Below are 13,666 nucleotides of genomic sequence, written 5' to 3'. Positions count from 1 at the left end.
CTACGGCGCATGGCGGTCCAGAAACGACGCGACCTCGGCGGTCAGCCAGTTGCGGAAACGGACGAATTGGGGCCGGTTCCAGTTGTTTTCCGGCGCGATCAGGTAATAGCCGCCGATGAAGACCCGGTCGAACGCCTGTCCCGGCACCGTGACCCGGACCAGCGTCCCGCGTTCCAGATCGTCGGACGCCAGGAAGATGTTGGCCAGGGAAATCCCCTGGCCGTGGCGCGCGGCCGCCAGGGTGACGCTGGCATGGCCCAGCCGACCGAACGGGACGAACGAGGCCGGGCTGACCTTGTGGCCGGCCAGGAACAGATGCCATTCCTGGCTGTCTTCGGCCTCGATCAACGGCTCGGTCAGCAGGTCGGTGATGCTCCGCACCCGGCCCGACACCTCGGCGGCCAGCGCGGGGCTGGCGACCGGGAACATCGGCGGCCGCGCCAGTTGCATTTTCTTGCAACCGGCGGGAAACGCATCCAGTTCCTCGTCGCGCAGATAGCGGATGTCGGCATGCAGATCGTCACGGTCGAAATCCGGAATACGGTCGAAGGGCCGCACCATCAGGTTGACCGACGGTTCGCTGCGCCGGAACGCCCCCACCCGCGCCGCCAGCCACAGCGAGGCGAAGCCCGACACGCAACTGATGCGCACCGCATCGTCCATCCGCGGGCGCAGCCGCTCGGTGGCCCTGGACAGGCGGTCCAGCGCATCGGTGATGTCCTTGTGATAGGCATGGCCTTTTTGCGTCAGCGTGCCGCCGGCACGGTCGATCAGCGCCACGCCGACCCAATCCTCCAGCGTGCGCAGATGCCGCCCGACGATCGTGTGGCTGACGCCCAGATGCTCGGCCGCCTTGCGTACGCCGCCGGCGCGGCCATAGGCCTCGAAGGCGCGCAGCGCCCCGAAGGGCGGAAGGGAGAGCCGTTTCTTCATCGACACGATAAAACCCATCCGACATCCTGGCGGAATCCTACGGGGCCGGCCCGGCTCCTGTAAAGCGATTGGAAACCCACGGTGCCCACCCGCGAACAGGAAGTCGCTTTCACGTCCCGCCATCCGTCCGTTACGCTGCCGGCCGGCATCCCTGCTTCCCTTCCGGCGGACCGAGACCACACCATGAACGACCGAGATCTGCGTGAAGACCTGGCGGCGGCCTACCGGCTGATCGCCCTGTTCGGCATGAGCGACCTGATCTACACTCACCTGTCGGTCCGCCTGCCGGGCGCGGGCAACCGATTCCTGGTCAACCCGTACGGGTATCTCTTCGAGGAGATCACCGCCAGTTCGCTGGTCGAGGTCGATGCCGACGGCCATCCGACCCAGCCCGCCGCCGGCTCCGTCAACCCGGCGGGCTTCGTCATCCATTCCGCCATCCATCGCGTGCGGCACGATGCGGCCTGCGTGATGCATACCCACACCCTGGCCGGCATGGCGGTCGCGGCGCAGACCCAGGGCATCCTGCCGCTGAACCAGATCAGCATGGAATTCACCGGCCATGTCGCCTTCCATGCCTACGAAGGCATCGCCGCCGACGACAATCTCAGCGAGCGCGAGCGGCTGGTCCGCGACCTGGGCCACCACACGGCGATGATCCTGGAAAGCCACGGGCTGCTGACCATCGGCAGCACGGTGGCCGAGGCATTCTATCGCATGTACTATCTGGAACAGGCCTGCCGCATCCAGATCGCCGCGCAATCGACCGGCGCGCCGCTCAGCCTGCCCGGCCCCGCGACGCTGGCCCGCACCTACGCCCAGTTCGCGAACGAGGCCGACAAGGGACAACTGGTCTGGACGGCGCTGCGGCGCAAGCTGGACCGCGACCAGCCCGATTACCGCGACTGAACACGCGCCTGACCGTCGATCCCACCCGGCGCGACCGAACCGACCTCGAAAAAAAACAGGCCGGGCAGCCCTGCACCGCGTGTGGAAACTTCAGGTTTCCACATGCGAAGAAAAAGTCGCTTCCGGAACGTTTCGGTAGGGTGATATCGTTCATCGTGATGAAGTAAAAAACTCACTCGTCGCCTGAATTTACCGATAAATTTACGAAATAATGTAAATTTAAATACATTTATCAAATATATCCTGAAATATCCCCAGTCCAGGCCGGACATGTGGCCGGACATTTCGCCACCGGAGGTCACCATGCGATTGCCGACCACGTCACGACGACGAGCGCTGATTTCCGGGACCGTCATCGCCTGTGCCGGCGCCTTGTCGCCCGCGCCGGATGGCCGGGCCGCGACCCCGCCCCCTCCGACGACGCCGCAGGCGCACCACGCCGCGCCGCCCGCCCATCCAGCCACTCATCCCGCCGCCCATTCCGCCGCCCGCCCCGTCCCGGCTGGCGAGAGCATTTCCGTCACCGGCGGCATCACCACCCCCACCGGCGTGCGCAACACCACGCCGGGCGGCGGCATGATGCCGGTACAGACCGCGCCGAAATCCCGCAGCGAGGTCACGCGCGACTTCATCGCCAAGAAACCGGCCAACACCACCGTCCAGGCGATGCTGGCCAGCATGCCGGGCGTGTCCTACGCGCGGTCCGATCCGTACGGCCAGATTTCGCGCGGGATCGTCGTGCGCGGCCTGAACTACACGCAGGTCGGCTATCTGGTGGAAGGCATTCCCCTGACCGACGGCGTCTATCTCAGCCCCGACGCGATCGGCGGCAGCCCGGACATGGAAAACGTGTCGTCGGTGGCCCTGACCCAGGGATCGCCCGACATCAGCAGTCCGGCCTATTATTCCGTGGGCGCCGAGATCCGCACCACCCTGCGCGACCCGGCACGGAAATTCGGCGGCCTGCTGGAATCCAGCTACGGCACCTGGAAAATGAAGAAGGAATTCGCCCGCATCGACACCGGCGAGATCGGCCACACCGGCATCCGCGCCTTCATGTCCTATTCCTGGAGCTACAACCGGTTCTGGCAGACGCCCGGATCGCTGACCCGCCACCATGTGGACGCCAAGGCGGTCAAGGAATGGGGCGACGGCAACAGCGCCGGCCTGACTTTCCTGTGGGGCCATTACATCGCCGGCGGCATCAACGCCAACGGCGCGGCCACCCCCACCAAGGCGGCGTTCGAGAAGCTGGGCACCTCCGCACTCTACTACAACGCCGACTACACGCCCGGCGTCGGCAGCTACTGGCAGTTGTCTCGGCTGCGTAACGATGTGCTGGCCATCGTCGCCCCGGTCCGTCTCAACCTGGGCAGCGGGCTGAAATTGTCGGTCACGCCCTATTTCATCAGTTGGGACAAATGGACCAACTATGGCGAGACCATCAGCCAGGATCACAGCTATTACGGCACGCGACTGGCGGGGCCGCTCAGCCTGCCCGACGTCGCCGCCAACGGCAGGCAGACGGTCGAGGTCGTCGACCCGCAGCACCAGCGCACGCTCAGCCTGATGACCGACCTGGCCTGGACGCACGGCCACAACACGCTGCGCGCCGGCTACTGGTACGCCTATCTGGACATGCCCGAGCGCGCCAACTACGCCGCGACCAGCGCGCAGGGCCTGCCGGCCAATGCCTGGGGGCGCTACGGCGTCACCACCGCCGACGGCCAGGTGATGTCGGGCTGGGACATCGTGTTCCGCCAGCAGACCAACGCCCTGTTCCTCGAAGACGCGTACAATGCCCTGGGCGGCCGGCTGAAGATGAACGCGGGCTTCAAGGCGGTGATGATCCAGCGCTGGGTCAGCAACCTGATCCCGGGCGCCGCGACCTACAAGAACGGCGCGAACTATGTCGAACCGCTGCCCCAGCTCTCGGCCAGCTTCGACATCACGCCCGATGACCAGATCTACGTCAACGGCACCACCAGCTTCAAGGCGCCCGACCGCAGCGAAGCCTATATCGACATCTACGACGCGGCCTCGCCCATCCCGATCCAGGGCCACCCGCAGAACATGAAATCCGAATACGCGATCGGCGAGGAACTGGGCTACCGCCATAACGGGCTGGTCCATCTGTCGGCGGCGCTGTTCAACTACAACATGGTCAATCACGACGTGCTGTCGACGGCCTTCGTCGGCGGGTCGCTGGTGACGGCGCCGATCATCCTGGGCGGCCAGACGATCCGCGGCGCGCAGCTCGAAGTCGGGCTGCGTCCGTGGCACTTTTTCAGCCCCTATGCCTCGGGCTCGTACGTCCATGCCACGACCGACAATGATTTCAGGGTCGGCAACGACCTGCTGCCCACGGCGGGCAAGACGGCGGTGAACACGCCCAGCTTCACCGGCGCGATCGGGCTGGCCTACGACGACGGCACGTATTTCGGGAATTTCAACCTGAACTATATCGGCCGCCGCTACAGCACCTTCATGAATGACGAGAGCATGCCGGGCTATCTGACCTCCGACATCACGCTCGGCTACCGGATGCCCACCCTGCATGTCGCCCATACCGCGCTGTACCGGCCGCAGATCCAGCTCAATCTGATGAATATCGGCAACAACATCTATTATGCCCAGGCGGCCGGCCTGACCTCCAACGCCCGCACCATGAAGGGGCTGTACGGCACCACCATCGCGGGCAAGAGCCCGACCTACCAGATCGGCGGCGGCTTCGCGATCGCCGGCGCCGTCACCATCGGGTTCTGACGAAAAAATCAGGAAGTATCAGCTCAATGACACAGGATTTCACGACAACTGAAATGCGCGACGCGCGCTACGTCATGCATCCGCTGACGGACGCCCGCGCGAATCTGCAAAGCGGCTCGCTCATCGTCGACCGGGGCGAGGGCATCCATGTCTATGACCTGGCCGGCAACCGCTATATCGAGGCGATGGCCGGACTGTGGAGCGTCGGCCTGGGCTTCAGCGAGCCGCGCCTGGTCGAGGCCGCGACCCGGCAGATGGCGCGTCTGCCCTACTACCATCCCTTCGGCCAGAAGGGGCATGGCCCGATGGTCGATCTGGCGGAGCGCCTGGTGACGATGGCGCCCGTGCCGATGAGCAAGGCGTTCTTCACCAATTCGGGATCCGAGGCCAACGACACCGTCATCAAGATGCTGTGGTATCGCGCCAACGCGCTGGGCCAGACCCGGCGCAAGAAGATCATCAGCCGTCACCGCGCCTATCACGGCATCACCGTCGCCGCCGGCAGCCTCACCGGCATCCCCGCCAATCACACCGCCTTCGACCTGCCGCTGCCCGGCTTCCTGCACCTGACCGCGCCCCATTACCGCCGCAACGCCCGGCCGGGCGAAAGCGAGGAGGATTTCGCCACCCGCCTGGCGCAGGAACTCGAGGATCTGATCCTGCGCGAGGGGCCCGAGACGATCGCCGCCTTCTTCGGCGAACCGGTGATGGGCGCCGGCGGCGTCCTCGTGCCGCCCCGCACCTATTGGCAGAAGATCCAGGCCGTGCTGGCGCGCCACGACATCCTGCTGGTGGCCGACGAGGTCATCTGCGGCTTCGGCCGCACCGGCCGGATGTTCGGCTGCGAGACGTACGACATCCGTCCGGACGTGATGGTGCTGTCCAAGCAGCTTTCGTCGTCCTACCTGCCGATTTCCGCCATCCTGCTGAACGAGCGGGTGTTCGAGCCGATCGCCGACCAGACGCACGCCATCGGCACGTTCGGCCACGGCTTCACCGGCGGCGGCCATCCCGTCGCCGCCGCCGTGGCGATCGAGACGCTGCGCATCATCCAGGAACGCGGCCTGGTGGCCCATGTCGCCGAGGTCGGCGCCTGGATGCAGGACCGCCTGGCCGGCCTGGCCGGCCACCCGCTGGTGGACGAAATCCGAGGCGTGGGGCTGATCGCCGCGGTGGAACTGACGCCCGCGCGCGTCGCGGGCGACGGCGCGTGGCCGCCCGGCGCGCTGGGCCGCCGTGCCGTGCTGCACCTGCAGCAGGCGGGCGTGATCTCCCGCGCCATGGGCGACGCGCTGGCTTTCTGTCCGCCGATGATCATCGACCGCGACGGGGTCGACGCCATCGTCGCCGCACTGCGCATCGCACTGGATGCCTGCCTCAAGGAAATGGCACGATGACCGACATGACGGCCGATCTCTGCGATCTCACCGCCACCGACCTCCTGGCGCTGTATGCGGCCGGCACGCTCTCGCCGGTCGAGGTCACGCGCGCGGTGCTGGATCGCGCCGCCGCCATGCAGGGCGTGCTCAACCCCTTCGTGCGCATCGACGCCGATGCCGCCCTGGCGGCCGCCGCGGTCTCGGAACGGGCCTGGCGCGCCGGCCTGCCGCCCCGGCCGCTGGAGGGCGTGCCGGTGTCGATCAAGGACACCGCGATGACGCGCGGCTGGGTGCTGGGGCGCGGTTCGCGCCTGTCGATCGGCCAGCAGGCGGCGCAGGAGGACGCGCCGTCGGTGGCGCGGCTGCGGGCGGCGGGCGCGGTGATCTATGCCTGCACCACGACGTGCGAGGGCGGGTGGAAGGCCGTGACCGACAGCCCGCTGACCGGCATCACCCGCAATGCCCACGATCCGGCGGTCACCCCCGGCGGCAGCAGCGGCGGGGCCGGTGCGGCCCTGGCGTCGGGCTGCGGGCCGCTGGCGCTGGGCAGCGACGGCGGCGGGTCGGTGCGCGTCCCCGCCAGCTTCAGCGGCGTCTTCGGCCTGAAGGCGACCTTCGGCCGGGTGCCGCAATGGCCCATTGCGCCGCATTATTCCGACATGGCGCATTACGGACCGATGGCGCGCTCGGTCGCCGACGCGGCCCTGATGCTGTCGGTGATCGAAGGCTACGATCCCAAGGACCCGTACAGCTTCCCGCCGGCCCCGCCCGGCGCCTTCGCGGCCGGTCCGCTGCCGCTGTCCGGCCTGCGCATCGGCGTGGCCGAGGATTTCGGCTGCCTGCCCGTCGATCCCGAAATCCGCGCGACCTTCCGCGCCGCGGCCGCCCTGGCCGAACAAGCGGGCGCGACCCTGGTGCCGGTGCCGGATTTCGAGGATTGGCGCCCCACCTACCGCACGCTGTGGCAGGCCGGCGCCTGGCAGGCGCTGCGCCGCCTGCCGGCCGAACGGCTGGAACTGGTCGATCCCGAATTCCGCGCCGAGGCCTTCAAGGGCGCGGAAATCCCGACCGGCGCGCTGATCGACGCGCAGATGCGCCGCATCGCCTACCGGCAGGACGCCGCGCGCGTCCATGGTGCGGTGGACGTGGTGCTGTCGCCCAGCGTGTCGGTGCTGCCTTTCGCCGCCGGCCGGACCGTGCCCGACGCCTCGTGGCCCGACTGGCTGGAATGGGGCGGGTTCGCCTTCCTCTACAACATGACCGGCCAGCCAGCGGCCTCGATCCCCGCCGGCTTCTCGGCCACGGGCCTGCCGATCGGCCTGCAGGTCGCCGGCCGCTGGCAGGACGACGTGACGGTCATGCGCGTCTGCCAAACCCTCGAGGGGCTGCTGGTCGCGGGACGCAGCACACCCTCGCGGGTCGTCGAACGCCTGGCGGCCTGACAGGGGACCGCGCAAGACGGACCGCGCAAGACAGGGAGAAAGGCGGATGGGAATCGCGTTCGGAATCGTCGGGCTGTTCTGCGCCGGGCTGGTGGTGCTGCTGCAGGCCAGCTTCCGCAGGGACCGGTCGTTCTCGGACTACGCGGTGGGCGGCCGGTCCTACGGTGCGTGGCTGCAATCCATGTCCTTTCTGAACAGTTGGTGGCCCGGCGGCCTGCTGCTGTCGCTGACCGGCATGGCGCTGGGCAGCGGGGTGGTGGCCTTCTACATGCCGATCTACAGCCTGCTGACCGTGATGCTGATGTATGTGATGGCGCGGCGGGTCTGGCTGTGGGGGGCGGCGAACGACCTGAAGACCCAGGCCGACCTGCTGCGGCTGCGCTACGATTCCACGGCGCTGGCGGTGACGTCGTCGGTCATCAGCGTCATCTCGATCCTGCCCTGGCTGGTGCTGGGCTTCAAAAGCCTGGGGGCGATGTTCGCCGCCCTGTCCCTGGGCGCGCTGACGCCCGGTCGGTCCGTGGCCTGCGGCGTGGCGCTGATCCTGGTGCGGCAGGTCTGGACCATCCGCATGGGCATGCGCGGGCTGGTCATTTCCGACATGTATCAGGGGCTGGTCGCCTATGTCGGCGGCACCGCGCTGATCCTGGGGCTGATCGCCTGGCTGGCCGGGCAGGGGGTCTCTCCCGGCCACCTGCCCGCCCGGCTGCTCGGCGTGCCGGGCACGAGCACGGGGGCGGTCGGCGGTCCGCTGACGCTGTTTTCTATGATCCTGACCGGCTCGATCGGCGGCTGGTGCTGGCCGCCGATCTTCGTGCGGCTCTACACCGCCGACAGCGTGCGCAGCATGCTGCGCGCGGGCGTGTTCAGCGCGCCGCTGTCGCTGCTGTTCTCGATGGCGCTCGTGGTGCTGGGGCTGATGGCGGCCGGGTTGCCGGCGCTGCATGCCGATCCGGACATGGCCTGGTTCACGGTTGCCGGCCTTGCGGCCGGGCCGGTCGGGCTGGGCCTGGCCGGCACGGTGATGCTGGCGGCGACGATGGGCGGGGTGGATGCGATCATCCAGGCGATGGGCACCCAGGTGGCCAACGACATCGTCGGCGCGGGCCGCGTCTTGCCCTACCGAACGTCGATCCTGACGGCCAAGGGGACCATGGTCGTCGCCACCGCGCTGGCGGCGGGCATCGCCTGCCTGCCCATCGCGCACCTGTCGGTGCTGGCGCTGCTGTCCTATCAGGGCATCATCCAGGTCGCGGTGGCGCAATATGGCGGCCTGTTCTGGCGGCGTGGCACCGCCGCCGCCGGCATCGCCGGAATGATCGCGGGCTTTCTGACCGCCATCCTGCTGGAAACGGTGCTCCATGCGGCCACCGGCTGGTTCTGGGGGCTGAGTTCCGGCGTGATCGGCCTTGCGGTCAATGCCGCCACCTATGTCGCCCTGTCGCTGCTGGTCCCGCAGCGGACGGCCGAAACCCGCCGCGTCGCCCTGCTGTTCGCCGGCACCGGCCGGCCGCGGGCGGATACGGACGCCGCCCCCGGCCAGGCCGCGCCCGCCACCCTGGCCCATGGAGACGCCTCATGACCCCGCCGCGCCCCCGCGCCCTGCCGATCGTCGCCTGGATGGCCGGCAACGTCGCCGCCGCCCTGCTGCCGCCGGTCTATCTGTCGCTGGGCACACCCGCTCCGGTGCTGCCGGGCGTACCCTGCTCGATCGCCTATTTCGTAACGCTGGGTTTGTCGATCGTCTGCTGCCTGCTGGCCGCCTATCGCGACGACGAAAGACGCGGCTATTTCGCCACCTGCCGCCTGCCCGGCCGCACCGATCCGCCATGACACACCCGCCGGCCCCGGCTTGGCATCAGGCCACCGCCTCCGCGACGATATCCGGAAACTGTCCGATCACCCGCACATAGGCAATGGCGAAATCGGCAGGCGTAGCTCGGGCCTGCTCCCAATCGCGCAGGGCGTCCGCCGGCACGGTCAGCCTGCCATAGCCAAAGATAGTGATAATCGATGATTTGACCGGATTTTGGAAAATCACCGGCCATCAAAATGATCCTTGACGCCCTTATCCCAAAGGGCACCCAGATCATCCGGCATATCGGCTACGCTCAGCGCAGTTTGGCGGCTCACGCCTTGCGTCAGACTCTTGTAGCATTCCATCGACATGACGACATAGCGCGGCTTCCGATGTTTGGTAATCGCCACTGGGGCGATCGTCGCCGCTTCGAACAGGTCACCCGTGCTGCGCGTGAGATCTCCTGCTGTGAACTCCCTCATCACCCTCTCCGGCAATCAGAATATTCATAATATACGTAATTTCTTAATATTCTGCAAGAGGGATCTGCTATGCGGGGACTTAATCTAAAACACCCGTTCCGGCCTTCGAAGCGGGCCTTGGTCAAACGGATTGGCGAAGATGTCCTCTCCCTCGACATGCAGAAGACGGTCCGGCGGCGCGCTGCCGGACCGTCTGACGAGTGGCATGACGACCCGGCCCACGCTGCGGTCCAGGCGAGTGCTCTGGATCTGGACGACGAACGAGATGTCCCGGTTACGTCCGGGGTGCCGGTAGATCGTAAATTGCGTCACCGGATCAGAGCGTCGAGAATTCGTCGCTCAGGAAGCCATGATCGTGCTGTCGTGGTGGACGGCTACATAATGGGGGCCTGAGAACTGGGATTTCAGCCGGAACTCTTTACGGCTTTCGGGCAGAAATCATGTGCAGTCCGCCAGCCTGCCGGTCGCAATCGACCGTAAAGCCAATTCGCTCCAGTTCGGCAGCCTGCTCCGCCGGGGCAAGCCGCAATTTCCGATAGCGGCTTTTTTCGAAGGTCCACCCTTCGCCGTCGCGAACGTAGATCAGGTCGTTCACAACGACATGGTCGGCTTCGTATTCCAGAAAGCATGTCATGATGCGCCGCTCGTCGGCCCGAACAGGCAGAAAGCGATCGAGCCCTTCGCGTTCATGCGAGAGATCACGAAAGGTCAGAACGAAGCGCCCACCGGGTGCCAGTGCCGCATAGGCGTCCCGGTAGAGTTTCGTCACATCGGACCGCTCATCCAGATGCGTCAGAGTATCGCCCATGCAAATGACGGCATTCACAGAGCCGCTTTCAACCAACGTTGGAAAATTACGAAGATCGGCAAGAACCGCTCGAATAGGCTCACCGGCCCGTGCCGCTTCCAGTTCCGCCAGCAGGGCATTGCTCGTGTCGACCGCAATGACGGTCTTGTAGCCGAGGCGTGCGAGAGCGAATGACTGATAGCCAGGGCCGCATCCAAGATCGACGGCTATGTCCTTCGGACCGTCATCCAACCCCGCTTCGGCGAGAAGTAATTTCTGTTCGTCAATTTTTTCATTCACGGTCAGCCCGTTCATCCATGAATAATGCCGAGCCAGAAGCTCATCATAATGACGTGTTGCCTGGCTCATGGATGTCATCGCCCGTATGTGCAGTTCTTCGCTTCAATCACTGTAAAGGCAAATGCCCGCTTGTCGATGGTCGCCGGCCATCGCCGTCATAAGGGCAGTCCCGAGTGCGCCGCCCGCACGCGCACCCCGTTCCAGCGCCTCGCTCACCCGTCCGGTCTTCGTGATCGCGGCCCGGCCCACCCGATGCGTCTTCCCGAACACCCGATAGGGGCAGGGAGGCCCAGCCGTCCAACATGGCGCACCGCGCGACGACAGACGATGTCGTGAAGCCGGGTGGTAGCGTTCAACGGCGGGTGCAGGCCGGGCATCGCCGCCGACATTTTCCATCCTCCCGGCGTCCCTCACCGAGCCCGGCGGACATGTCGAACGTGACGATGCAGGAATGGCGGGTAGTGCCCGATGAAGATGAGAACTATGAGATCGTTATGGGCATCACTTGCTGCGAAGTACGTTGTCGAGGGACTCGGAGCGGGCACATTGCGGCAACGCGTTGGCGTAATGTGCAAATTTTATGGCATAAAGAGCCAATGTGTTGGCGTGTTGGCTTAGCCACTTATCGTCCAGATGACATTGCCGCCGTGCCAGGGCAGCAAAAGCAATCGGTTCGAACAAAAGGAGCTAACGCACATGACCACAAAAGTCGCACTCGTTACCGGCGCCTCATCGGGTATCGGCGAGTCCACCGTCCTCAAGCTTAAGGAGCTTGGCTGCACGGTCTATGGCGCGGCCCGCCGCGTCGACCGGATGCAACACCTGTCCAAGTCCGATATCCGGATTTTGGCGATGGACGTCACCGATGACGCCTCGATGCAGGCCGGCATCGACAAGATCATCGCCGAAGTGGGCCGCATCGACATCCTCGTCAACAATGCTGGCTACGGCTCCTACGGTGCTGTCGAAGACGTGCCGATGGAAGAGGCGCGCGCCCAGTTCGACGTCAACGTCTTCGGTGCGGTACGGCTGATCCAGCTCGCCTTGCCACATATGCGGGCGCAGCGTTCGGGCACGATCGTCAACATCACATCGATGGGCGGCAGGATTCATACGCCGCTTGGCGCCTGGTATCACGGCACCAAATTCGCGCTGGAGGCGATCAGCGATTGCCTGCGCATGGAAGTGCAGCCCTTCGGTATCGACGTCGTCGTAATCGAACCGGGTGGCATCAAGACGGAGTGGGCCGGTATCGCCGCTGACAAGTTGCGCCAGATTTCGGGTCACGGCCCCTATGCCGTGCAGGCCAATGCCATGGCGCAATCCATGATCGGCGAAGCCAGCGTCAAGCGCCAGTCACCGCCGCAGATCATTGCGGACACGATCGCCAAGGCGGTGACTGCGCCCAAGCCAAAGACCCGCTATGCGATCGGTTTCGGGGCAAAGCCGATGATCTTCATGCGCGGCATCCTGTCCGACCGCGCCTTCGACGGCATGATGCGGGCGGCGACCGGCATCTCCAAAGCCATGAAGGGCCAGAAGGTTTAGTCGGAGTCTCTGCGATGGGCGATATCCTGAAGAACTGCATCGATGGCGCCTGGGTCGCTTCGACTGGGGTTGATACGCGGGACATCATCAATCCCGCCACTGGCCAAGTGTCGGGCCGATTGGCGCTCAGCACAACCGAGGACGTCGAGCGTGCAGTGGCTGCCGCGCGGCTGGCGCTGGCGGGCTATTCCCGGACAAGCATGGAAGAACGCGCGACCCTACTCAACCGTATCGCCGTGACACTCGAGACCAAGGCGATCGTGGGAGCCCGATGATGGCACAGGTCGACAAGTGCAAGATTCCGCAGGCGTTCTGGCGGGCAGCGGAGCAGTTCGACATCCCGCCGGCCGCGCTGTTGCGGCAGGCGCGGCTGCCGGCAACGCTTCATCTGGGCGCACAAGCCTTCGTCACCACGGCACAGTATTTCTCGCTGATGCAGGCGATGGCGGACCTGTCCGGCGATCCCGCGCTTGGCATCCGAATGGTGCGATCCGTCGATACGGCGGTCCATCCGCCGTCGAGCCTCGCCGCCTTCTATGCCCGCGACTATCGCGACGGGCTGACCCGGCTGGCACGGTTCAAGCGCCTGTGCACCCCAGAGCAATTGCAGGTCGTCGAAGCGGGTGGCGACTGCACCATCTCCGCCGAATGGCCCTTCGCCGCGGCAGCCGAACCCAGCATCTCCGTTGATATTACTTTCGCCACGCTGGTGGAACTGGGACGGCGCGCTACCGGGCGCGCCATCGTGCCACGCCGGTTGGACCTGACCCGGCCGGGGCCGATAGACGCCATTCATGCGGAATATTTCGGCTGCCCGATCCGCACCGAGGCCCCGCGCAACCTTTTGGTGCTCGACGCCGCCGATCTCGATCGTCCGTTCCCGGGGCACAACCCCGAGATGCTGGAGATGCTGACACCAGCCCTGGTGGCGGCGCTCGGTGAGTTGGAAGCGCAGAGTTCGATCGCCGAACAGGTGAAGATCGTGGTGAAACGCAGTTTGGCGAGCGGCCAGCCCGGCCTGCCCGATGTGGCAAAGCAACTCGGCATGAGCGATCGAACCCTCCAGCGGCGTATTACCAAGGAAGGATCGACCTTTCGAGACCTGTTATCGGAAGCTCGCCGGGACCTTGGTCGCCATCTCCTGACCGACCCAGCCACGGACATCGATGAAGTGGCCTGCCTGCTCGGCTATCAGGACACCACGTCCTTCTACCGCGCTTTCCGGGAATGGGAAGGCATGCCGCCCAACCGCTGGCGCGAGGCGAACATGAACAGGCCCCGCACTTGAAACCGCCGGTCTTCATTGAAGCGGCCAAGCAGTG

The 13,666-nt window shown here is 65.9% G+C and carries 15 protein-coding genes; 9 read left to right on the top strand and 6 right to left on the bottom strand.

From position 1 onward, the window contains the following. Positions 1–951 carry a LysR substrate-binding domain-containing protein gene (locus QN315_RS06935; protein ID WP_323992437.1) on the bottom strand — a complete coding sequence of 317 codons (951 nt, stop codon included), beginning with the start codon at positions 949–951 and terminating at the stop codon, positions 1–3. A gap of 165 nt (positions 952–1,116) precedes the next feature. Between QN315_RS06935 and QN315_RS06930 the strand changes: the two genes are divergently transcribed. Then, positions 1,117–1,842, top strand: coding sequence for a class II aldolase/adducin family protein (locus QN315_RS06930; protein WP_323992434.1), 726 nt, complete (start codon positions 1,117–1,119; stop codon positions 1,840–1,842). On the opposite strand, the gene QN315_RS06925 is transcribed toward QN315_RS06930, so the two are convergent. After that, positions 1,830–2,147, bottom strand: a complete 318-nt coding sequence (locus QN315_RS06925) for a hypothetical protein (protein WP_323992430.1) — start codon at positions 2,145–2,147, stop codon at positions 1,830–1,832. The two genes, QN315_RS06930 and QN315_RS06925, sit on opposite strands and share 13 nt — an antisense overlap. On the opposite strand from QN315_RS06925, the gene QN315_RS06920 reads away from it, so the two are divergent. The 5 genes from QN315_RS06920 to QN315_RS06900 are packed head-to-tail and all read left to right on the top strand — an operon-like array spanning position 2,146 to position 9,262. Continuing rightward, positions 2,146–4,608 (top strand): TonB-dependent receptor, encoded by a 2,463-nt coding sequence (locus QN315_RS06920; protein ID WP_323992427.1) that lies wholly within the window; start codon positions 2,146–2,148, stop codon positions 4,606–4,608. The genes QN315_RS06925 and QN315_RS06920 overlap by 2 nt on opposite strands. A gap of 26 nt (positions 4,609–4,634) precedes the next feature. Next, positions 4,635–6,005, top strand: a complete 1,371-nt coding sequence (locus QN315_RS06915) for an aminotransferase (RefSeq protein ID WP_323992425.1) — start codon at positions 4,635–4,637, stop codon at positions 6,003–6,005. After that, entirely contained in the window at positions 6,002–7,429 is a 1,428-nt protein-coding gene (locus QN315_RS06910; protein ID WP_323992423.1) for an amidase family protein, read from the top strand. The genes QN315_RS06915 and QN315_RS06910 overlap by 4 nt, the downstream gene beginning before the upstream one ends. 46 nt (positions 7,430–7,475) lie before the next feature. Next, a complete protein-coding gene (locus tag QN315_RS06905; protein ID WP_323992421.1) occupies positions 7,476–9,011 on the top strand; it encodes a sodium:solute symporter family transporter in 1,536 nt (511 codons plus the stop codon). Next, complete coding sequence (locus QN315_RS06900; protein ID WP_323992420.1) at positions 9,008–9,262, top strand: hypothetical protein; 255 nt, start codon at positions 9,008–9,010, stop codon at positions 9,260–9,262. Before QN315_RS06905 ends, QN315_RS06900 begins: the two co-directional genes overlap by 4 nt. Before the next feature lie 25 nt (positions 9,263–9,287). Here the strand turns inward: QN315_RS06900 and QN315_RS06895 are convergent, their stop codons facing one another. The 4 genes from QN315_RS06895 to QN315_RS06880 form a co-directional block, all read right to left on the bottom strand. Next, positions 9,288–9,470 carry a hypothetical protein gene (locus tag QN315_RS06895; RefSeq protein ID WP_323992418.1) on the bottom strand — a complete coding sequence of 61 codons (183 nt, stop codon included), beginning with the start codon at positions 9,468–9,470 and terminating at the stop codon, positions 9,288–9,290. Continuing rightward, entirely contained in the window at positions 9,467–9,709 is a 243-nt protein-coding gene (locus QN315_RS06890; protein WP_323992416.1) for a type II toxin-antitoxin system prevent-host-death family antitoxin, read from the bottom strand. The genes QN315_RS06895 and QN315_RS06890 overlap by 4 nt, the downstream gene beginning before the upstream one ends. 84 nt (positions 9,710–9,793) lie before the next feature. Then, positions 9,794–10,021 carry a CcdB family protein gene (locus QN315_RS06885; RefSeq protein WP_323992413.1) on the bottom strand — a complete coding sequence of 76 codons (228 nt, stop codon included), beginning with the start codon at positions 10,019–10,021 and terminating at the stop codon, positions 9,794–9,796. 106 nt (positions 10,022–10,127) lie between these two features. Continuing rightward, positions 10,128–10,865 carry a class I SAM-dependent methyltransferase gene (locus tag QN315_RS06880; RefSeq protein WP_323992410.1) on the bottom strand — a complete coding sequence of 246 codons (738 nt, stop codon included), beginning with the start codon at positions 10,863–10,865 and terminating at the stop codon, positions 10,128–10,130. 627 nt (positions 10,866–11,492) lie between these two features. Here QN315_RS06880 and QN315_RS06875 point away from each other — a divergent pair. The 3 genes from QN315_RS06875 to QN315_RS06865 are packed head-to-tail and all read left to right on the top strand — an operon-like array spanning position 11,493 to position 13,632. After that, positions 11,493–12,344: an oxidoreductase gene (locus QN315_RS06875; RefSeq protein WP_323992407.1), complete on the top strand. Its 852-nt coding sequence runs from the start codon at positions 11,493–11,495 to the stop codon at positions 12,342–12,344. 14 nt (positions 12,345–12,358) lie between these two features. Further along, positions 12,359–12,619 carry an aldehyde dehydrogenase family protein gene (locus QN315_RS06870; RefSeq protein WP_323992404.1) on the top strand — a complete coding sequence of 87 codons (261 nt, stop codon included), beginning with the start codon at positions 12,359–12,361 and terminating at the stop codon, positions 12,617–12,619. Next, positions 12,619–13,632, top strand: coding sequence for an AraC family transcriptional regulator (locus tag QN315_RS06865; protein ID WP_323992402.1), 1,014 nt, complete (start codon positions 12,619–12,621; stop codon positions 13,630–13,632). The genes QN315_RS06870 and QN315_RS06865 overlap by 1 nt, the downstream gene beginning before the upstream one ends. Positions 13,633–13,666 lie beyond the last annotated feature (34 nt).

Source organism: Nguyenibacter sp. L1, from assembly GCF_035199985.1.
In the GTDB taxonomy this organism is placed as follows: domain Bacteria; phylum Pseudomonadota; class Alphaproteobacteria; order Acetobacterales; family Acetobacteraceae; genus Gluconacetobacter; species Gluconacetobacter vanlangensis.
The sequence above is the reverse complement of the archived record's forward strand: the minus strand, read 5'-3'. Positions and strand labels throughout refer to the sequence as shown.

Bases quoted from the DNA above. Each gene is read 5' to 3' on its own strand.
- QN315_RS06930 (WP_323992434.1), top strand. From the start codon at position 1,117: ATGAACGACCGAGATCTGCGTGAAGACCTGGCGGCGGCCTACCGGCTG.
- QN315_RS06905 (WP_323992421.1), top strand. From the start codon at position 7,476: ATGGGAATCGCGTTCGGAATCGTCGGGCTGTTCTGCGCCGGGCTGGTG.
- QN315_RS06900 (WP_323992420.1), top strand. From the start codon at position 9,008: ATGACCCCGCCGCGCCCCCGCGCCCTGCCGATCGTCGCCTGGATGGCC.
- QN315_RS06890 (WP_323992416.1), bottom strand. From the start codon at position 9,709: ATGAGGGAGTTCACAGCAGGAGATCTCACGCGCAGCACGGGTGACCTG.
- QN315_RS06880 (WP_323992410.1), bottom strand. From the start codon at position 10,865: ATGAGCCAGGCAACACGTCATTATGATGAGCTTCTGGCTCGGCATTAT.
- QN315_RS06865 (WP_323992402.1), top strand. From the start codon at position 12,619: ATGGCACAGGTCGACAAGTGCAAGATTCCGCAGGCGTTCTGGCGGGCA.
- QN315_RS06910 (WP_323992423.1), top strand. From the start codon at position 6,002: ATGACCGACATGACGGCCGATCTCTGCGATCTCACCGCCACCGACCTC.
- QN315_RS06875 (WP_323992407.1), top strand. From the start codon at position 11,493: ATGACCACAAAAGTCGCACTCGTTACCGGCGCCTCATCGGGTATCGGC.
- QN315_RS06870 (WP_323992404.1), top strand. From the start codon at position 12,359: ATGGGCGATATCCTGAAGAACTGCATCGATGGCGCCTGGGTCGCTTCG.
- QN315_RS06935 (WP_323992437.1), bottom strand. From the start codon at position 951: ATGGGTTTTATCGTGTCGATGAAGAAACGGCTCTCCCTTCCGCCCTTC.
- QN315_RS06925 (WP_323992430.1), bottom strand. From the start codon at position 2,147: ATGGTGACCTCCGGTGGCGAAATGTCCGGCCACATGTCCGGCCTGGAC.
- QN315_RS06915 (WP_323992425.1), top strand. From the start codon at position 4,635: ATGACACAGGATTTCACGACAACTGAAATGCGCGACGCGCGCTACGTC.
- QN315_RS06920 (WP_323992427.1), top strand. From the start codon at position 2,146: ATGCGATTGCCGACCACGTCACGACGACGAGCGCTGATTTCCGGGACC.